This window comes from Aggregatimonas sangjinii, from assembly GCF_005943945.1.
In the GTDB taxonomy this organism is placed as follows: domain Bacteria; phylum Bacteroidota; class Bacteroidia; order Flavobacteriales; family Flavobacteriaceae; genus Pelagihabitans; species Pelagihabitans sangjinii.
On sequence record NZ_CP040710.1, the window covers coordinates 1,982,205 to 2,003,676 of the forward strand.

At 42.5% G+C, this 21,472-nt stretch carries 15 protein-coding genes; 5 read left to right on the top strand and 10 right to left on the bottom strand.

The window, feature by feature from the left end:
- Positions 1-111: 111 nt before the first annotated feature.
- On the bottom strand, positions 112-621 hold the full coding sequence (locus FGM00_RS08120; RefSeq protein WP_138852417.1) for a DUF6155 family protein: 510 nt from the start codon (positions 619-621) through the stop codon (positions 112-114).
- Positions 618-1,853 carry an NAD(P)/FAD-dependent oxidoreductase gene (locus tag FGM00_RS08125; protein WP_138852418.1) on the bottom strand — a complete coding sequence of 412 codons (1,236 nt, stop codon included), beginning with the start codon at positions 1,851-1,853 and terminating at the stop codon, positions 618-620. Before FGM00_RS08125 ends, FGM00_RS08120 begins: the two co-directional genes overlap by 4 nt.
- Positions 1,854-2,125: 272 nt before the next feature.
- Here FGM00_RS08125 and FGM00_RS08130 point away from each other — a divergent pair, with 272 nt between their 5' ends.
- On the top strand, positions 2,126-2,989 hold the full coding sequence (locus FGM00_RS08130; RefSeq protein ID WP_138852419.1) for a sigma-70 family RNA polymerase sigma factor: 864 nt from the start codon (positions 2,126-2,128) through the stop codon (positions 2,987-2,989).
- 558 nt (positions 2,990-3,547) lie between these two features.
- Here the strand turns inward: FGM00_RS08130 and FGM00_RS08135 are convergent.
- Genes FGM00_RS08135 through FGM00_RS08160 form a run of 6 tightly spaced genes read right to left on the bottom strand, consistent with a single transcriptional unit; the run spans position 3,548 to position 13,575 of the window.
- Positions 3,548-4,771, bottom strand: coding sequence for a YaiO family outer membrane beta-barrel protein (locus FGM00_RS08135; protein WP_138852420.1), 1,224 nt, complete (start codon positions 4,769-4,771; stop codon positions 3,548-3,550).
- Positions 4,771-7,122 (bottom strand): sulfatase-like hydrolase/transferase, encoded by a 2,352-nt coding sequence (locus FGM00_RS08140; RefSeq protein WP_138852421.1) that lies wholly within the window; start codon positions 7,120-7,122, stop codon positions 4,771-4,773. Before FGM00_RS08140 ends, FGM00_RS08135 begins: the two co-directional genes overlap by 1 nt.
- Before the next feature lies 1 nt (position 7,123).
- Entirely contained in the window at positions 7,124-8,554 is a 1,431-nt protein-coding gene (locus tag FGM00_RS08145; RefSeq protein WP_138852422.1) for a glycosyltransferase family 2 protein, read from the bottom strand.
- Positions 8,554-11,436: a HEAT repeat domain-containing protein gene (locus tag FGM00_RS08150; RefSeq protein ID WP_138852423.1), complete on the bottom strand. Its 2,883-nt coding sequence runs from the start codon at positions 11,434-11,436 to the stop codon at positions 8,554-8,556. Before FGM00_RS08150 ends, FGM00_RS08145 begins: the two co-directional genes overlap by 1 nt.
- A 1-nt stretch (position 11,437) precedes the next feature.
- Positions 11,438-11,812: a response regulator transcription factor gene (locus tag FGM00_RS08155; RefSeq protein WP_236262973.1), complete on the bottom strand. Its 375-nt coding sequence runs from the start codon at positions 11,810-11,812 to the stop codon at positions 11,438-11,440.
- 8 nt (positions 11,813-11,820) lie between these two features.
- Positions 11,821-13,575, bottom strand: coding sequence for an ATP-binding response regulator (locus tag FGM00_RS08160; RefSeq protein ID WP_138852424.1), 1,755 nt, complete (start codon positions 13,573-13,575; stop codon positions 11,821-11,823).
- 204 nt (positions 13,576-13,779) lie between these two features.
- Between FGM00_RS08160 and FGM00_RS08165 the strand changes: the two genes are divergently transcribed.
- Positions 13,780-15,072 carry a dipeptidase gene (locus tag FGM00_RS08165; protein ID WP_138852425.1) on the top strand — a complete coding sequence of 431 codons (1,293 nt, stop codon included), beginning with the start codon at positions 13,780-13,782 and terminating at the stop codon, positions 15,070-15,072.
- Positions 15,073-15,091: 19 nt separating this feature from the next.
- On the opposite strand, the gene FGM00_RS08170 is transcribed toward FGM00_RS08165, so the two are convergent.
- A complete protein-coding gene (locus FGM00_RS08170; protein WP_138852426.1) occupies positions 15,092-15,988 on the bottom strand; it encodes a DUF72 domain-containing protein in 897 nt (298 codons plus the stop codon).
- A gap of 167 nt (positions 15,989-16,155) precedes the next feature.
- Between FGM00_RS08170 and FGM00_RS08175 the strand changes: the two genes are divergently transcribed.
- From FGM00_RS08175 to FGM00_RS08185, 3 genes are all read left to right on the top strand, one after another.
- Positions 16,156-16,929 carry a LolA-like protein gene (locus FGM00_RS08175; protein ID WP_138852427.1) on the top strand — a complete coding sequence of 258 codons (774 nt, stop codon included), beginning with the start codon at positions 16,156-16,158 and terminating at the stop codon, positions 16,927-16,929.
- 62 nt (positions 16,930-16,991) lie between these two features.
- On the top strand, positions 16,992-20,015 hold the full coding sequence (locus FGM00_RS08180) for a WD40/YVTN/BNR-like repeat-containing protein (RefSeq protein WP_138852428.1): 3,024 nt from the start codon (positions 16,992-16,994) through the stop codon (positions 20,013-20,015).
- A gap of 197 nt (positions 20,016-20,212) precedes the next feature.
- A complete protein-coding gene (locus FGM00_RS08185) occupies positions 20,213-20,623 on the top strand; it encodes a glyoxalase (RefSeq protein WP_138852429.1) in 411 nt (136 codons plus the stop codon).
- A 75-nt stretch (positions 20,624-20,698) separates the two neighbouring features.
- Here the strand turns inward: FGM00_RS08185 and FGM00_RS08190 are convergent, their stop codons facing one another.
- Positions 20,699-21,379 (bottom strand): DUF2461 domain-containing protein, encoded by a 681-nt coding sequence (locus FGM00_RS08190; RefSeq protein ID WP_138852430.1) that lies wholly within the window; start codon positions 21,377-21,379, stop codon positions 20,699-20,701.
- Positions 21,380-21,472 lie beyond the last annotated feature (93 nt).

Genomic DNA, 21,472 nt, shown 5'->3' on the forward strand with positions numbered 1-21,472 from the left:
AAAACATTAAATCACTCCCAAAGACTACAAAGGAGGAATACGGCAACGAATTGCCGTCATTTATTACATTGTCAGGGGCCAGCTTGTTCGTTGTATCAGTAATCCTTGGCGTCAGTCAATCGCATCCAACGCCCTGGAAAACCCTTCTTCAAAAGGCCAACGCTTTTCCTGTGTCCAGTTATATACTTTAACGATTCGTTCCTTGTAATTGCTTAAGAGTCCGTTTATGGCAACATAATGCACTGCTTGGGTAAACGAATTCAGCATACTTTTAAAAAAACTCTCCGGTAGGTTTCGATTTTGGGAATAGGTTTGGGCAATTTCGATATTAAAGAGCATGACATCGGCGATCAGGTACGGTTCTACCCCTAATTTGGTAAAATGCTTGATAAACTTCTGGGCGACGGAACGCCTTGCTTTGGGGCGTTTTCTACGTAAAGGGAAATATTCGTTAGAAATCTTCGCTTTCGCTTCCTGCAACAGCTTCTCTTCTTTGGGGTTGAAAACAAAATCATAGTATTCCTTTACCAACGGAAAACGCTCGTACAGGTCGATGAGCTGTTCTTCCAAGGCCGGTTTTTTTAAATCCGTAAGGTACTTTTTCAATTGTCTTTTGCTCATCTCGTTGTCTTGACTTCTTCAAGCAGTGTTTGTGCTGCAAGTTCACCGGAGCGCATTGCGGCATTGATACTCCCATTCGCCAAATGATCTCCCGCCAAAAAAATGGAATCAGAATACTTGATAATGCGACTGTCATAGGTCGGTGATTGCAGATTCGGCAGGGCCTTTGCTATTTTATAACTCCTTAGAAAGGTCAGGCCATCTATCCCACACTCTTCCAAAAGTTCTTTTCTAACTTGCTTTTCAAGTGCTGCATCGGTTAAGGTATGCGACTTCACAATGGTGACTGAAAGCACCGCTTCCGGATGCTTCGCGGAAAGCAAATCTGTTACATAATGAATGTTGTTCACTAAAGTCTCACCACCCCCTACCAAACCGATAATGGGTTTTCCAATAGTTGATTTCGCACATTTGAAGTAGAGCGTCTGGGTACTATGCCAACGCACCGGAGAAGGTTTTAATTCCTGTAATAAAGGTGTAGGGTCCGTGGCGATAATTACATAATCATATGCCACGGATTTATCTTCATCTAAGTACAAGGTCTTTCCATCAATTCTATGGATTCTGGTGTTGAAATGAAATTTAGTGTGCTGTAAGCTGCCAAATAATTGTTTTGGAATTTCCTGCATCCCTTTTTTAGGAATGGCGGCGTCTCCAGAAGCGAACATTTTATAAACAAAACGAAACATTTTTGATGAGGTCGACAGTTCGTCCTCCAAAAATATCCCAGAAAAGAAAGGCTTGAAAAAACGGGCGATCACACGGTCGGAAAAACCATATTTTTCTAAATACTGTAAGGTAGTTTCTTCAACACCCGAGAATATGGTCCGTAGTTCCTTTTTCTTTAGGTCCGATGATAAACGGAATATGCGCCATTTATCCATCAAGCCCGCCGCGTTTGAAAAAAGCGTAGGTAAGAGGAAAGAAGTATTTCGCAATGGGTCGCCAATGGCCCCTTTTTTACCATTTTGAAACAATATCGCGCCCGGTAAAAAACGCCTTAATTCCAATTTTTCATAGTCCAAATACTTTCGGGTCAGAGGATAATCGGTCAACAACACTTGAAAACCATGGTCTAATGGTATCCCATCTACCTCGTCTGTTCGTACCCTTCCTCCTACTTCATTTCCGGCTTCGTACACTACAGGAGTGCATCCTGCTTTTTCAAGACAAATTGCGGCCACCAGACCACTTAGTCCGGCGCCTATAATAGCAACCTCCGTTTTATGCATAAAATGTGTTAATAGCAATTATTTTTGTTCTAATACTTCCCATACTGACAGAAAATCGAGCTTAAAACTAAGAGCTATACGCTCGTAAACCGACATTTTCAGGCATAAAAATACTACTAGAAAATTGAATTGTCCTAATAAATTCACTATCTCAAGCATTATTCCCTAAGGACTCATAAAGTATGTATAATAATACCTTAATTCCTTTGGATAAGAGCATTTAAAAATGTATAATGTAAGCTTAACCATTGTTCAAAATCAAATTATCATATATGAGGCAACTAAAGATTATCAAGCAGGTAACGAACAGGGAATCGAAATCACTGGACAAGTATTTGCAAGATATCAGTAAAATTGACTTGATAACGGCTAGTGAAGAAGTCGAGTTAGCACAAAAAATAAGGGATGGGGATCAAGCGGCCCTTGAAAAATTAACTACTGCCAATTTACGTTTCGTAGTATCGGTGGCCAAACAATATCAAAACCAGGGATTAACACTTCCCGATTTAATAAACGAAGGAAACGTTGGACTTGTAAAGGCCGCAAAGCGTTTTGACGAGACCCGTGGATTCAAATTTATTTCCTATGCCGTATGGTGGATTCGCCAATCGATTCTTCAGGCCTTGGCCGAGCAATCGCGCGTTGTGCGTTTGCCTTTGAACAAAATTGGCTCGATCAATAAAATCAAAAAGACTTTTTCATATTTAGAGCAGGCTCATGAGCGTCCGCCATCTGCCGAGGAAATCGCCAAAGAATTGGAGATGACCGTGAACGAGGTACGCCAATCACTTAAAAACTCGGGCCGACACGTATCTATGGATGCACCGCTTCGCGAGGGCGAAGATTCAAATTTATACGATGTACTGCGTTCTGGAGAGTCGCCGAGACCGGACAATACGCTCATGCAACAGTCCCTGAACACGGAAATCAATAGAGCCTTGGAGACTTTATCTCCTCGCGAGGCCGACGTGGTTAAACTATATTATGGCATTGGCGATCAACAGTCCATGACTTTGGCCGAAATCGGACTCACTTTCGATTTGACAAGGGAGCGCGTGCGCCAAATACGGGAGAAAGCAATTCGTAAGCTGCGCCATAATTCTAGAAGTAAAATGTTGAAAACCTATCTTGGATAGTAATTTCTAAATAAGTTCAATACATAAAAAAGCCATCCACTGTAGCGGATGGCTTTTTTTTGTCGGGGTAATACGTTTTGCAGCCTAAGAATAATTCAATCTATTGATTTCAGAATCGCTAAGGATTTCGTTTAAACTTTCGATGAAGTTCATGTACGCTGCATTGTCTGGGTTTTGATGTGCCATAGGAGTAGGTATTAAGAAATGGTGGGCAATCATAGAACTACTACATGTAGTCCAGTTCTGCCAATTCGTTTATGCTTAAAATTTCGTTGAGGTCTTGGAGGAAGTCTAAATATTCCTCCCCGTAGGTATCGTATAACATTTTGGGATTAGGTTAAGGTTAATGATTCGGGTTACTGGTTCGTTCAATTTTGTTTGGGATGATATCCTTTAGTATTATGATATAAACTTATCGATAAGATGGAGGGTGACCAATAAAATGTGGTGAATCGATAAATTTATGTTGTGTAACCGATGAACTGCACATTTAACATGAAATTAACCTTCTATTTTCAGATAGAATAGATGAATCGAAAGCTATATGAACCAGTGTAATCAGAACTTTACTTGGTAGGTAAGACCCGCCGATACCGACCAAAAATAGCTTCCGCTCTCAAAAACCAACTCTTGTCTTGTAATGCCGAGATTGGTTCTGTAGATGTTGGGGTTCTTTTTTCCCGTGAATTGGTATTCGAGCTGTAATTGTTGGGAAGCGATAAAAAGCAAGGTTTCCGCCAAGAGCTCGTCACCACTTCGAAGTTGCTTCAACTCCGGTGCGAAGCCAACGCCTAAACTTGCCCCTAGATAGTTATAGCCATCTTTCAGATATCGTCTTGCCAATAAAGTACCAGATACGCCTGTCTTCCGAGCAGAAGGTGTAATATAGGGTCTAAGGGAAAAATAGTAATTGCCTTGATACAGCCCAATAGAGCCCGTGTAAATAGTGGCTTGGGCATCTGCAAAATCGAGGTAGCGCATCCCTGCGGATAACTCCATATTCTCGGGCCAGTTCGAATACAGCTCCACTCCCACCCGATGATCGGGAAAAATAGTAGCCTCCGAATAACCATAGTTCAAATAGCCATACAACAATTTTGAAAATTTAGGGTAAAAGTCCATTTCAAACTGTACGCCGTGCGTATTGAACCGATTGGCATAGTTTATCCTCGGAATCAAGGCACCTGCCTTGGTATCTCGTTTGTATTCGACACTGGTGTTGATCATCGGGTCATAGACCACATCAAAAATTTCGAAGCTGTTCGCCAAGCCTATTTGATTGTACAACACTTTGGTTTCAAGGGAATCCTTTAGACTGTCGGTATCCCCTTCGGTCTTCTCTTTATTAACATTTTCGATGGCCTTTGCCTTAAGGGCAAGTAAATCGCTATCATTCGGCAGGTAAATCAATGCCTTGTTCGCCAAGCCTAGTGCAAGCCGATATTCCTCACCGTAAAGCTCATTATTGATCGCGGCCACCCATGCCTCTTTATTTTTCCTGTCTACTGACGTCACCTTATTGAAATGTCCTCTCGCCTTTTCGTATTCCCCGTCCCAACTATAGGTGCTCGCCAATAAATTACGCACATCCATATAATCCGGATACTTCGTCAATACATTTCGTAAGGTATCCCGAGCCGCATTTCGCTGCCCATTAAAAGCCAGATTTCTTGCGGTAAAGAACGATGCATCGGGATTACCGGCATAAGCCATTTCCTGAGCGGAACCGAGAATTCCGAACAGCAATAGTACTAGCGTTGTACTTGCTTTGATGATCTGCATTATTGTATTTGTTCGACCACCCGGTCTTCTTTGATATTGTTTTTATGCGCCACGGCCCGTGCTATTTTTTGATCCAGGACAACCGATTGTAGGTTATTCTTATGTACTAGCACCGTCAAATGTTCCGCTTTCTTTGGAGTGTCATTCCAGTAGTACACATCGAATAGCGCCGCATAGGCATCATCGTACACCGGATATTTTCGAATCGCTTTTTTAAGCAGTGCTTCGGCTTTTTCGTAATCGGTCTTCCAGGCGTATATTCTTCCCATCAGTATCTCTGTATCGGCATGACCGGGTATTTTGGTCAGGATATAATTACACATTAATAATGCCCTGTCCCATTCTTCGTCAAATGCCAAGTTTTTTGCCGTTTGGTAGGCGTTGTCAAAATCCTTTCCGTTGAAGGCACTCTCGATCCAAATCAAATCGGTCTTTGAAAACTCAGGAGCATTCATGGCCACCAATGAATTTTGCTTTGGAATTAGTTTATCGTGGGCGACAACATACGAATTGATGGCTCTAAACTCCTGAAAACCCTTTTTCAGGACGTCTGTTTCTACGTCATCATCTACATCCGATAATTTTAGATTTTTATCCATTTCGTAAACGTCTCCGTTTGAAATAAAATGTTTTCCCTTGATATAATCCGTGATACGTTCGGTATCCTTAAAAAGTGGAATAGCCTTTCTTTCATCAAAAATGGTATTCGAAACCAGTACATCTCCCAACCATGCCACCTGCTCAGGCACTTCCATTTCGTAAGCCGAATCGAGCATATACATCAAACTTGGGGCAATGTCGGCATGGGAAGACAATGTTTTTATATGCTCCCCCCGGTTTAACATGGGACTGAAAACCAATAAGGGTACCCTATACCTACCCAATTCGTTATAATGTGGTAAATCGGTAAGATTGTGACTTCCGGTGATGACAAATATGGTGTTCCCATACTCTGGCCGTTTTTGGTAGGAAGTCATAAAATCGCTTATGGCCTCGTCCATATACAACAGACTGGCGAACACTTCACTATTTTTAGTTACCAATCGTTTCTGACGATCGTTAAGTTTTGAAGCTCTAAGGGTTTCGACAACCCGATTTTCCAGCGCTTGACCTCCGGGAACCGCATACGGGTTTTTCGTGCTCAACGTATAAAATAGCTCGAAGGTCGGCGTATCGCTTGCTATTTTGCCTGCCGCCCATTTCTGAAATAGGTCTTTGTCGGGATAGCCTAAGGTAATACCGGCGGCATCCTCTTCTTGCAGGGTATAGTCGCCACCAAAACCTTTTTTGTCTAAGACAATATCGACCTGTTCTTCTTCTACAAATTTATCGAGATGGTTTAAGGCAGAATTGCCCCCATAAAAAAAGCCGGTTTGATAGCCGTTCTTTTTCAACATACTGAACAGTGTCTGCCTATGGACGAAGGTCTCGGTATTGGTAAAACCTGTTTCCCCGAAAGGCAACCCGCCTACCACACTGGTCAAAGCCGAAAAACCGACCCCGGAATTACTTAAAAAATTATCCCAGGAAAGCGACTTCTTCGCTAATTCGTCCAAATACGGTGTAAATCCGGGATAGGTCGCTTTTGTACCGACAAAATCGCTACCCAAGCCTTCTATAACCAATACCACGATATTCGGTTTTTCCTGTTGCAGCGTAAAGTGATCGCCCAGGACATCTTTCCTCTTGTAGTTTTGTACGAGCGGAAACTCGGCCACACCCTCGTAGGTATTAAAATCAAGGGCGTTTTCTACCATACTGACGAGCAAATGCTGCGTTTTGTTCTCATTGATCGGTTTCTTATCGGAATTCAGGGTCGCAAGAAATAAACTGAAGAGTATTATGGTAAAAGGGTACATTCTACTCACCATTTGATAGACCTTGGCCATACGCCGATGTAGATAATAAAAGGCAAAGTACACTACAAAGCCGATTGAAACTACCGACAATACCGCCATGAAATCCTCGGGCCCTATAGCCAATTTAAGGACGCTGTTCTCTAGAATCTCGTATTGACGCACATAATATTCAATCAAAAGGCCCTCGATGAGCAAGAGAACGAACAATACGATTTTAACGATTTTTTCCCCAAGAGCAGGTTTCCGTCCTTCCCCAATATTGAAAACGAAAGCAAGCAGCAGTCCTATCAATGCAGCAAACCCTAAGTTATGCAGAATCAATAAAAGCAGACTTTTATTTAAAAAACCGTCCAACACGCCATCTATGTATAGGCGCAGGTTCTGATAGACGCTTAAAAGTATCAAACAGGCAAAAAACGCCAATACCAAAGGAACGAAGTCCTTTAAGCTACGTCTCTCGTTGTTGATCGCTATGTTGTCTTGTTGCTGCATCTTAGGTTGCTTTGGCAAAGCCTTTTCGAACTTGGGATCCCCAGCCTGATTTAATTTTGAACAGTTTTTTATAATTGCCCCTTACCGCGGCCCAAACCACGATGGGGTGAAATGCAATCGGTTCGATAATCGCACAAAGCATCAAGGTGAGAATATCCTTGGTATTCCTGTATTCGTTGTAGGAATAGACGTCCCATAAAATGGCATAAAAGGAAAACATGATCGAATACATGTAGATAAAGGCCGTAATGGCAACGAAAAATGGGAAATTCAGTATTCCGATATAGTAAAAAATAAAAATGGTGAAGACCCCGAAAAATTCCAAAAGCGGCGCCATCCATTCGTAGAAGAACCAATAGGGATAACTGAGCATTCCCAAACGGCCATATTTTGGGTTGAAAAACATATCCCGGTGCTTGTACAAGGTTTCCAGATTACCCCTCGCCCATCGATCTCTTTGGTTCACCAATATTTTAAGATCTTCCGGAACTTCTGTCCAGCAAAGGGAATCCGGGATGTATTCCACCGTGTACGGGATTTTTTCGTCGTGCATATAGCGGCGCATTTTAAATACGATCTCCATATCCTCGCCGACGGTATTCGTATCATAGCTTCCCACTGCAAGCGCGATTTCCCTATCGAAAAAACCGAAAGCCCCAGAGATAATGAGTAAACTGTCGATTCTCCCCCATGCCATTCTACCAAGAATAAATGACCGGGTATATTCCAGCAATTGAAAGCGTGCCAACCAACTTTTGGGAAGGCGTATTTCTTCCAATTGTCCACCTTGAATGATACACGAATTCGCGACCCTTATGACTCCGCCCACGGCGATTACCTTTTTCTCCGAACGTTGGTAGAACGCTTTAACTACGTGTAAGAGGGCATCGGGCAACAAAAGACAATCCACATCGATACAGCCAACATATTTATTGCTCGATAAGGCCATGCCTGTATTCAGCGCATCGGATTTCCCTCCATTCTCCTTATCGATTACCGTAAGTTTCGCAAACGCCTTGTGCTTCGATTTGTATATGCCGCGTATCGGTTTGGATTTCCAATTAGGGTCGATTTCCCGTTCGATCAATTCCAGATCATAGGCCTCCATCATTTTTTGTAGGGTGTCGTCTTTACTGCCGTCATTGACCACCATTACTTCATAGTTCACGTAGTGCAAAGACATCAAGGAGCGGATATTCTCGACAATTGTCATACCCTCATTATAAGCAGGCGCAATTATCGTAATGCTGGGTGCCATCGGCGAGGCCATGACTTTCGAAAGGTCACCAAAACTGTTTTTATTTTTGTAATGTATGGAGTTGCGCGTGGCCAGATAGGCCATAAAACTGAAAAGTGTAAACAACACCACCGTGAACGTAAAGAAAACCACGTTGATGTACTCTGTTACGATATGGAGTGTTCCGCTATCCACTAGCTATCAGGTTGGTTTTTTATGAATTTATTTATTAGGGCAGTGAACCAATTCGTCTCTTGGGTAGTCCGGTCAGGAATTGGATTTTCTTCGGGCGTTAGTTCAAAATCGATTTCGAACATATCGGAATCTCTTGGAGGCATAAGTGCCATAGTATCCAGCAGCCGTTCGTATTCAGCTTCCTCGTTTTTTTCGTTCGCAGATTCGACCTTGCTGTACCTTTCCTTTAATTGTTGTAAAGCCTCCTGGGCTTTTTTCTGGATTTTTTTGTTGGAATCATCCACCAATTGTTCCAGAAAGTAGATCTCCTTTTCATCACCGATAGAAACAATTTCGTCAAGTAATATTAATTTAGATTCGGTATCGCAATTCCTAAAAAGTTCCTCAAAAACACTGTAGGGCTTCGTGTCGACATTTACGGCACCATAGACGTCGGAGCCCATAAAACGTTTCATCAAAGCCTCTATTCTCGCTTTGCTGGCAGTCTTATCTTCCTTTTTCAACAGCTCTTGCAAAAATGGAATCTCCCTTTCATCACCGAATAGCGAGATGTCATCCAACAATTGGACGGTTTCGACAATTTCGCAGTGCACATCTTCCGATTCCGGGAGGTGATTAAAATACGATTTGATCTTATCCATCATCTGCTGCTCCCTGTTCTCCCATTCCGGGCCTTCCATTTCTATCATATCGTAATTTTCTACTGCCGTACGTTCTTTGGCAATTTCATTCAATAACCATAATGGCAGGTCTTCTTCTTCATTTTCCTGACCGTTCTGAACGATTTCGCAAATTACATCCAACTCATCCAGAGGGCGGGATAAGGTCGCTACTTCAATGGCTTCAACTTCGATTTCGAATACCTTTGAAGCTTCCATTTTTTGTATGTGCAATGGCGGTTGATTGCTCTTGAATTCTATCTCGACATCAAAATGGACGTCAATATCAGCGTTTGGCATCTCAGCTTCTTCTGTACCCATGATTTCTTCGAAAATCACCTCGATATCTTCTGCTGCCCTTTCCGGATGGTTTACTTCGTTGACCGGAACGAACTCTATTTCCGTAGGGTCGATTATCAACTCAGGTATCACATCTTCTTTTTCTTGGTCTTCCTTGAGACTTTCCCTCTTAGAAACCATTTGATAGGCGACCTCGATATTATTCAAATCAAAGGTTGGCGTCTCGGCCTGTACCTCTTCATCGATTACGATAGGAAGAAAATCCAAATCGGTCGATACGACAAGCATATTATTAATGTCAAGAGATTTCGTAGTAGCCTCTTTGGGAATGTATTTCCATAAAACCTCCTCAAAAGTCACGTCGATATCGTTCAAGAGTGTCTCCATATTTTCGTTTTTATCATTTTGGTCTTTGACGGTGCTTTCATCGGGACGTGGTGGTAATTCCATGGAAAAAACTACCTCGATATCCCTTATATCCAAAGCGCTATTATCCAATGCTGGATTTGAGTCGATTTCATCCTGAACCATATCGTTATTTTCTACGGACGGAATCACATCATTGATCTGAGCGATCATCTCCTGTCCTGACAAGCTATTTTCATTTGCCAAAAGCGCTTCCTTCTCCAAATCGTTTAAGAGCAGTGCACTCATTTCCTCTTCTTCTTTGTTTTCCGATACATCACTTGCCATAGCGTCCGAAGCAAGAATTTTCGTACTATCGGTTATAGCTTCAGCAGACGGCATTTCAGTTTCGACCGGTTCGTTGGCCACCTTTTCCTGTGGGTCGGATAATGATGTGGAAGAATCCTCAACTACCAAATCTTCCGGAATCTCCGTGTAATCGATATCCGCAATGCCCTTTGTGGGTAGAATGGTTTCCGGGCTAATTGCGTTTATGGCACTCAAGGCCTTACTCGTTACGGAATAACTGCGCTCTTTATTACCGATACTATTTAAAAAGGGAACATCCTTAGGTGCGCCCAATTCACCTATGGCACCCAAGATGGAAATCTTAATATTGGTGGAGCAACTCCAGAACACCTTTTTAAAAGTGGGTAGGGCCTCAACAATGTAAAATGCCTTAATGCAATCGATGGCCTCCTGCTTAATCTGATTATCGCGATGTTTTACCAGTTCTACTATCGATATCTTGGCATCATTCTGGTCGTAGTACTTAATCAAGCGCAACGCAAAAAGCACCACATACTTATTCGTTGATGTCAACCATGCCATAAAACTAGGAGGCTCGAATTGTGTTTTATTACTCAATACCTCCAGAAGCTTTAGTTGCTGCCATTCCGATATGCGATGTGTCGTAGTATCGAGAAAGTAATCGATTCCTTCTGTATTCAGACTTACCACACCAATTTCTGCCTGTTTGCGTATGGTACTGCGTTTGTCATTAATGAACTTGGTGATGAATTCGTAGGATTCGCTAACCTCCATTCGGGTAAGTTCTTCAATACCGCTCGAGATATGCTCCCACCGCCAGCTCTTGAGTTTGCGATAAGACTCTTTATGAAGGTCCAAGTCTTGAAAAAGCTCGAAAAGACGTTCTTGGGCGCTACCCGAAACATCCTTTCTTAAATCGAGCAATATTTCGGAAACGACTTTTCGCGTAAAATCGTCCCGAATCATATCCCTAATCTGTACTTTTAGGTTGATGTAAGTACTTTTTTCTTCCTTTGAAGAATCTTCGTCATAGAAGATAAACTCACTGATCATGGGCGACAATTCTACTTTCAATGCAGATACCTTGCGCGCCTTTCCCGTAATTTTATTCCTGAAGAAGAAAATAGCTGTAAAATAGACCAATGCAATAGACCCCAACAAAATAGAGAGGTTCCAAAGCACCGCCGTATCTATTTTCGGGGCTTGCAAAAGCGAAATCGCCTGATATGTGGTAGTAATCGGCCTCAACTTATCGTTTACTCATTTCACGTTGCAAACGCACCAAAAGCTCTGATGGACTTACCGGTTTTGACAAAAAATCGTTCGCCCCCAATTCAAAGGCGCTCAGCACATTCGCTTCATTGCCCGCAGAGGAGATTATTATGATAGGAATATCGGATGCCAGCTCTTTTCGAACGTAGTCGACCAATTCAATACCTGAAAAATAGGGCATCATAATGTCGCTAACGATTACGTCTGGGAGCTTCAGGCTCAGCTGTTCTTTCATTTCCTTTCCATCAACACACTGTATGACCTCGTAACCAGCCTTTTTGAGCCTAAAACTCAATAGGGCGGCCAGTAATTGATCATCCTCGGCCAACAGTAATCTTGTTTTGGTCATCATTTCGTCTTTTATTGTTTCTTTTGAAGCCTCTTCACTTCCGAATCGATTTTCGATTGCGTAATGGGGTACTGGGTCACAAAACATCCGTATAAAAAATTCAGATGTTTCAAATCCCTATCCGATTTGCAGCACTTTTGCATTTGCTCAACAATGTCGAGCAAGTCATTGGTACGCATCATCGCCAGTCCCGATTTCATTTTATGAAGTGAGAACTCCAAGGGTTGAAAGTCTTTCTGTAGCAATTGAAATTTCGTTTCACCAATAAATTCCAGAGCATTTTGCCTATAGAGCCTGACCAATTCGATAACGAGATCCATCTGGCCCATACAATCCTTGAAAATCGGGTCAAGGTTGAATACTTTTGGTTTCTTGATTTTTGCGGCGTAGGTAGCAGCAATAGGCTCGCTCAACTTTGATTTTAGTTCCGTCTTATTCTTATTGGCAAGTAATTTCAATAAAAGCCCGTCGGGACTATAGGGCTTCAACAGATAATCGTTGATGCCATGTGCTTCTGATTTTTTCTTATCCTGTATGGTAAAATCCGCCGTCAAAGCGATAATCGGTAATTGTCTTATCGATGGCGATGCGTGGCTTCGAATCCGTTCCGTAATTTCAAGTCCGCTCATGACCGGCATATTCAAATCCATAAGAATCATGTCGATTTTCTGTTCTTCCAAGAGATTGAGGCCGTAAATCCCGTCATCCGTAACGAATACGGGGCAATCCCATTTCTTTAGTCGTTGCCTTATAAAACGCTGATTTATGGGATTATCCTCAAAAACCAATATGCGGGTACCTTTAATAAGCTTGGCGGCTTCCAGTAAATATTCCCTGGCAGTATCATTTTTTCGTAGTTTTCCCTTATCACCCGCCGTATAAGGCAAGCAACACTTGAATGTGGTACCCACACCTGCAGAAACAGCACCATCAAGATGCGTTACGATTTGTTTGACGATGGCCAACCCCAATCCCGAGCCTTTTAAAGCATCTGACTTGCTGGTACCAGCAGGCGGGAATGCATCGAAAAGAAACGGAACCGCCTTCGCCTCCACACCGATACCATTGTCGGAAATCGTAAACTCGAGAAATAATTTATCCTTGGTTTTCTTTTTCAAACGTACTTCAAAATGAATTGCCCCCTCATCAACGCATTTCATCGTCCAGCTCAAAAGTTTCAATAAGACCTGACTCAGTTTGGCAGGGTCTCCGACCAATACTTCGGGAACGGCCGAATCCATAACAAACTCCAATGACACGTTCTTTTGAACGATCAGGGTCTTTGAGAGGAAAACCACGTCACCCATCAACCTGTGAAAGTTGAAATCAATGTTGGCAAATTTCTCCTGCCCTAACACCAGCTTTGAGTATTCCGTTAATTCATCGATAAATTCAATCAAAGAATTTGATTCGGATTTTAACATCTGAGCCCGCTGCAACCGCGGCGTATCGGGTTCATCTGCATTTATGGGGTCTGTAAAATTCAAGACTTTTTTTAAGTGAGTGCTCAACTTTTCCCTTATGTCGGCAACCGATAGACCTTCCATGCTACGGGAATACACTTCTTCCTTTTCGGCATTGAGGGTTTCTGTGGAACTGTTTGCCACAATCGATTCTGCGGCAATTATGGCCTCTAATTGTTCAGTGAAGTTTTCAAAGGCTCGGCTTAGCGCATCAGCTTCATCGGAATCGGATTCAGCAACCGAAAATTCGTTTAACAACGACGCTACGTGTGTAATCTTAGAAAGTAGTTCTTTAGGTCTCAATTTGGGGGATTGATTTGGGTTCAATTATCGATCAAATTTTAAAATGTTAAAAAAATTCCTACTTTTTTGATAGGGATAATTGTGCATTCTAAAATTCGTTCATGGTAAAACTCTATATATTACACAGGATGGGCAATTAAATGTTACCGAACCCCTGATTTCTGTTGTCAAAGTGCTTTATTTGTAGGTATAAATTCCTACGTTATGAGATATTGCTTACTATTTTGTTGCTTTTCGGTACTGCTTTCTTGCGGAGAAACGGAGAAAAAAACCGAACTAAGCCTAGAAGAACGGGCTATGAAAATCCATGAAAAGGTCATCACCATCGATACGCACAATGACATCGATGTAAATAATTTTACCGATGAAAAAAACTACACCCAACGGCTGGAAACACAAGTGAACCTTCCCAAAATGGAAGAGGGTGGCCTAGACGTATCCTGGCTCATCGTTTATACGGGACAAGACACCCTCACAACGGCAGGGTATGCCAGAGCAAAAGAAAATGCCATGGCCAAATTCGAGGCCATCCATAAGCTATGCAATGAGTTGGCAAATGATAAAATAGAACTAGCACTTACGGCCGATGATGTGCGCAGAATCGATGCCTCGGGAAAAAAGGTTGCTATGATCGGGGTAGAAAATGCCTACCCTATTGGCGAAGACCTTTCCGAATTTGAAAAATACCAAAACCTCGGGGCCCGATACATTTCGTTATCGCACAACGGGCATAGTCAATTCTCAGATTCCAACACCGGTGAGCAAGATAGTATATGGTTACATAATGGTTTAAGTGACCTCGGTAAAAAGGCTGTAGTTGAAATGAATAGATTGGGAATGATGATAGATGTTTCGCATCCATCGAAGGAAGCTATGGAGCAAATGATACAGCTGTCTAAAGCTCCACTAATCGCCTCCCATTCCTCGGCACGCGCTTTGTGCGATCACAGTAGAAATTTAGACGATGATCAATTAAGGCTGATGAAAGAAAATGGTGGTGTTGTCCAAACGGTCGCCTTCAGCTCATATTTGAATTCAGAAAAACACGAGGCGCGAGCTGCATTTATGAAGGACGTTTATAAGAAGGCGGCGGACTCTTTAGGCGTTCAATGGTACGAACGTGAGGAATTCAATACACTTTCCGATGAAGAGAAAGAAGCGATTAGGGCCATACGCCCAAAATTACTGAAGCTGGGGGATGAAATGGCCGCAGCAATGCAAGACGCCCCACCTGCTGTAGATGTGGGTGATTTCGTTAATCACATTGATTATATGGTCGATTTAATCGGAATCGATCATGTGGGCATCAGTTCGGATTTTGATGGTGGCGGTGGCATCGAGGGGTGGAGTGACGCATCGGAAACCTTCAATGTTACCTTGGAGCTGGTCAAAAGGGGCTACACCGAAGATGAAATAGCCAAATTGTGGGGCGAAAACTTATTGCGGGTTTTAGATGAGGTTCAGGCAGTTGCCGTCGATATGAAAAAAAATGGTTGAAGTTATTTTGCGAAATAGCCTAGAACAATTCGGGTCCCGAATTATTTAGCGTATTCGGTATTTTCAGGTCCGTACCTAGTTTCGCATTCAGCTTCCGAATAAAGTAAGCCGATAATAAGGGAGAGGCCAATTCCATATTTTGATGTACGAAAAAATGAATATGGGTAAGACCCTTATCCCGCCAATCGGATAATTTCTCGACCCAATCATCCAAGCGGGCATAATCGGTCTCATGATTGGCACCTACATAACGTATAAAAGCTTCGTTGTTAGTCAATCGCATGTGCATGATATCCCTTCTTCCCGCAGTATCTACCAACGTATTCGAAATATGGTTCTCCTGAAGCAGGTGATAAAGCTCTTGCGCCACTTTCTCGTCGTTAAACCAGTCCGTATGGCGAAACTCCATGGATAATGGGAATTCCTTTGGCCAGTATTCTACAAAGCGTACTACCCTATCCCAATTTTTAGGACCGAAGTTGTTATGCATTTGCAAGAAAATGGTGCCCAGTTTCTCCTTAAGGTTCGATGTGACCTCGAGATAACGGTCGACTATAGGGTAAATAGCATCGTTCAACCGTCGTAAATGGCTTATGTCATTGGCCACCTTGGGGAAAAATTTGAAATCGGCGGGCGTTTTATCGTACCATTTCTCGTACTGCTCTCCAGGAAAAATGCGATAGAAAGTGGCATTGAGCTCAATGCTATTGAATTGGGAGGAATAATACACAAGTTCATCCTTGGTGCCGCGAGGGTAAAAATTCTTCAGGTCTTTCCGATTCCATTTGGCGCAACCGACGTATACCCTAGGATTTTCTTCTTTTTTAAAATTTGCCAAGACAACAGCCGTATCCGGATGGTCCTGGGGTAAGGTAAAGTCAATTAGTTCAGGTTGGTCGGTACTTCCAAATTTCATAGATATCTAAATTTTACAAAGTTAAAAGTAGTGATTTCCCACTATTGCGTTGGTGTTTTTGATAGCTCGTGTCAGCCGAAAGGTGTTTTTCCTTAAAAAAAACAGGAAAAACTGTAACAATCCCAAAATATTTAATACCTATGCAACGTAATTCTAAACACAGGAAAATGAAAACAGTAAAAATTTTTATAGCCTTATTTGCTTTTGCGATACTTGCGCCAGCTCAGGCACAAACCGCCGATGAAATTATCAGTTCTTATTTAGAGAACATTGGTGGGGTAGAAAAATGGAAGGCCCTCGAAGGAATGAAAATGACTGCAAAATTGAATCAAATGGGTATGGAACTTCCTTTGGAAATCTATCGTATGGGCGATGGCAGAACCACGACCATAATCACCGTACAGGGCATGACCCTAAAAGATGAAACGTTTGACGGTGAAACCCTCTGGGGAAGCAACCAAATGACCATGCAGCCCGAAAAGAAGGATGCGGAAACTACGGCAAACTTTAAACTTGATCTTAATGACTACCCGAATGACTTTATCGATTATAAGGATAAGGGATATGTTGCCGAACTGGTAGGTAAGGAAAGTTTTGATGGTACCGAAACTTTTAAAATAAAATTGACCAAAGAACCACATACGGTAGATGGCAAAGAAGTTCAGGATGTTACCTTTTATTTCTTCGATACCGAAAATTTTGTTCCCATCGGGATAAGCGAGGAAGTAAAAAATGGTCCTGCGAAAGGAATGGTCCAAAAAATCTCCTTCAGTGATTATCAGGAAGTCGAAGGTCTTTATTTTCCGTATTCTTGGAATATCGGTGTAGAAGGACAACCACAGACCGCCCCTTTGATGATCGAAGAAATAGAGCTCAATCCCACGGTTGACGATAGCCTATTTGCTTTTCCAGAAGCTGCCGCTACAGAGGATAAAAATTAACAACTAATTTACTTCAAAGGCCCTTTTTACGAAAAGGGCCTTTTTTAATTAACCCTAAGAACATGAGAAAAATCGTACTGGGTGCACTAGCATTGACTTTACTTACCTCATTGGAGGTAGGCGCACAATCGGCCGTAGATAGTGGAAAAGAACTTTTTGGTGATATGGCCGCAAGACATATAGGTCCCGCAGTAATGAGCGGACGTATCAACGATATGGAGTTGCATCCTACGAATAGTCGCATCATTTATACAGGTACCGCTGGTGGTGGGGTTTGGAAGTCATCGGACGGAGCGCGAACCTTTAGTCCAATTTTCGATGAACATTGCCAATCGATAGGCGCTGTAAGCATTGACCCCAACGACCCCGATAATACTATTTATGTGGGAACGGGCGAAACATGGACCAGAAACAGTGTTTCAATAGGTGATGGTTTGTACAAGTCTACCGATGGCGGTGCCAATTGGAAAAACATAGGTCTTGAAAAATCCGAACGCATTGGCAACATTATCGTCAACCCAAAAAATTCGAAGGAAATTTACGTGGGTGTACTTGGTGCACTTTGGGGAGATAGCGAAGAAAGAGGGGTATACAAATCCAACGACGGCGGGGAAACCTGGAATAAATTATTATACATCAATGAAGGTACGGGTTGTGCCGACCTAGCGATCGACCCTACTAATCCCAATATCCTTTACGCAGCCATGTGGGAGTTTAGAAGAACCGCTTGGTCATTTAATTCCGGTGGCCCCAACAGTGCGCTCTACAAGTCGACCGATGCAGGCGCTACATGGAACAAAATACACAACGGATTTCCGGAAGGAAAACTCGGAAGATTGGCTATCGCCGTAGCGCCGAGCAATCCCAATGTGTTATACACCGCTATCGAAGCCGAACAAAAAGAACGAAAGGGGCTCTATCGCAGCGACGACGCTGGGGAAACCTGGAAACAACTGAACAACGATTTCGGTATAACGGTGCGCCCTTTTTATTTTTCACGGATTGTAGTGGATCCCAATGATGAAAATATTGTGGTTAAGGGTGGTTTGAATGGTTCCATATCTAGGGATGGGGGGAAAACCTTTAAAAACCTTGGGTATATGCATAGCGATATCCATGACATTGCCTTCAGTATCAACGATTCCGATATCATGTATTTCGGTACGGATGGCGGGGTGTATCGCTCTTGGGACGGTGGTTCAACCACAGAAATAGTGCAGGATTTGCCGCTCTCCCAATTCTATCATATTAGTACGGACGATGCAGAGCCCTATAATGTTTATGGTGGCTTACAGGATAACGGTTCTTGGTACGGACCGTCGACTTCTCGAAATGGCGTTTCAGCTGCTGACTGGAAAAATGTAGGTGGCGGCGACGGGTTTCGGGTATTGAAGCATCCCACTAAGAATATCGTATACTCGGAGGTTTATAACGGTGAAATCGTTTGGCGCTATGATCTTGATAAAAATTTGATCAAGACCATCCAACCCCTGCAAACAGAGAAAACGGCAAAGCTGCGCTTTAATTGGAACACTCCCATAGCGGTAAGCGACGCAAATCCTGATCGCTTCTATATTGCTAGCCAATTTATTCATCGCTCCGAAGACATGGGCGATACCTGGGAAATCATATCTCCCGACCTTACTACCGATGATGATACCAAATACGGTAAGGATTCAGGGGGGTTATCGGTTGATAATTCTGGAGCCGAAAATTATTCCACCATTTTCACCATTGCAGAGTCTCCCTTGGATGAGAATGTGATTTGGGCAGGCACCGACGATGGTAATGTACAGGTTACCCAAGACGGTGGTAAAACATGGACGAATACCGTATCGAATATTGAAGGTTTGCCCGCCAATACCTGGTGCTACCATATTGAAGCAAGTACTTTCGATAAGGGTACAGCCTACGCGGTGTTCGATCGACATGCAGCAGGCGACATGAAGCCCTACGCCTACAAAACCAATGATTTCGGAAAAACCTGGACTAATATTATCACTGACGATGTTGTTGGTTTCGCGCGGAACATTCAAGAAGATTACGTAAATCCCGATTTATTGTTTTTAGGAACGGAATTCGGGTTGTATATCACCTTAGACGGGGGTAAAAAGTGGAAACAATTCACCAATAATATGCCCTCGGTCGCTGTTCATTTCATCGATTTGCAGAAACAGACCAATGATCTGGTCATGGGTACGCACGGCCGGGGTGTCATTATCATTGACGATATTTCGCCCTTAAGGGAAATCAATGATAACGTACTGTCGAAAGACCTTCATTTTTTTGATATGGCTCCTGTGGTCATCGATGAGACAGATAGCTTTAGTGCACGGTTTGGGACAGAAACGGAATTCGTTGGCAATCCCAAATCGAAAATGGCCCAATTCGTTTACCATCTTAAAAAGCGACATACGTTCGGAAAAATGAGTATGGAAGTTCAGGATATGGAGGGCAACCTTATCCAAGAACTTGGGCCGGGAAAATCGAAAGGCATCAATATAGTACGTTGGAATTTAAGGGGAAGCGCCCCCAAAACGGCCAAAACCGATATTGCCCTACGCTATATCGCCTCAGCACCATTGGTCCTTGAAGGGACTTACAAGGTCGTTATCAAAAAGGGGAAAGAAACCTACGAGCAAACGTTCGAGGTTGTACATGACAAAAATTCGCCCTTGTCGGCGGAAGAGCACGCCTTCAGGTACAATACCATCAAAAAAATAAATGCCATTACCGAAGAGTTGGCCTATTTGGTATACGAATTGGATGAAATGATCACCAGTGCGGAGAATGAAGGGAACACAAAAATGGAAGCGAAGTTGAACGACTTCAAAAAAACGTTGGTCATTACCACGGGTGATGCCTATACCGGAGCTGCAGAACCGGAGTTGAAAGAGAAAATTTTGACCTTAAATTCCAAAGTTAACGGAAACTACGATGTCCCCTCTAGCACCGATTTAAATAACTTAGAGTTGTTGACCGACCAATTCACCAAGGCAAAGGAGGATTTTGCAAAACTGAAGAAAAAATTTAAAAGTAAGACGCCCATTGCGCCAATGAGTTTTGAGGAATTCGTGAAGAGTTAAGGTTTTTCTCGTGTTACTTTTATTCTAAAGAAATAGAACCTTTTGCACCTAGGGCCAAGAAGCAAGATAAAATGTCATGTTTCCTGGCCCTTGGTTTTTAACCGCATATTTTGTTCATAACACCGTTAAAAAATAGGTGGTCCGCTACGCAGAGGCGCCAATGCGATTTACTACCTTTAATTGATAAACTAACCATTATGAGCGACAGATCCCAGAATCTAATAGCAATACGTCCACTGATTCCTACTGCGAAGGTGTCGGATAATATGAGTGCCGAAGAGCATTTTCAGAATAAGACCTTACGGCCGATCATCAAATTGCAGAACGAACTTTTCCTAGGCGCTTTCCAGAATTACATTGCCAAGCGAAAAAATGTATTCTACGAGCTCCCGCTTCAAAAACGTATGGACTATATCGCCCACGCCATTCAAAAGGATCTAAAGTTCAGAAATTCATTAAAGGGAATGGTTATAGGGCAATACACTTTAGAAGAATACGAAATCTATATGGCCTACTCCTCGGCGCTCAATAAGCGTATGATGAACATGGTAATTAAACGTCTACAGGATCAGATACAGTTTTTCGAGCGAATCGAATTAGCAGTCTAACATAGATTACCGTATAATCAGTTCCCAAGCGCGGGTTATCATGTTTCTGGGGAAGAGCAATTTTTAAGTTAGATCTCAGTCGATAAGTGATTCCCCGTTTAAATTGGTAGTAAGTATATTACTCATCAGGTCGAAATAGGGTCTAATGGCTTGAAAGGAATCCGCCATAACATTAGCAAAATCAGGGGCCATGACCTCCTTATCGGTAAAGTTCTTGACGAAAATAAATTGTTTCTTTCGAATTAAATCGATATCGGGATGTTCTTTATCAAAACCTTTTGGGGCCGTTTTAAGCTCTTCCCCGGCCAATTCGCCCCACACATGTTTAAAGCTTTTTTCATTAATGACTTCCCGTAATTCCGTAGCATCCAATTCCAATTCTTTTCGAATACGCAACAAGTCTTCTTTTTCCGGATTCCAAAAGCCCGTCGCGATAAAGCTGTTATCGGGCTGAACATGCATGTAGTATCCTCCGCGTAGCCGTGCGCCGGCCCTGGACATCGAGGCCGATAAATTGGTTTTGTAGGGCGCCTTGTTCTTAGAAAACCGTACATCCCTATAAATCCTGAAAAATTTTAACTTTTCAATCTCGTCATGCAGTTTCATTTGTTCCGAAACAGCGGTAAATACTTCTTTTGCTTGATTATTAAGGGCGGTAAACCTTTTTTTGTTCTCATTAAACCATTCCCGATTGTTATTTTTTTCAAGGGCTCGAAGAAAATCAAAAATTTCCTTGGTAATCTTTGCTTGCGACATACGACGAATAGGGTGTTAATTTTAATATAAAGTTAAACATTCGTACCAAAGTAGTTGGCATGAATGGACTAAATTTGAATAGTCTACTAATTT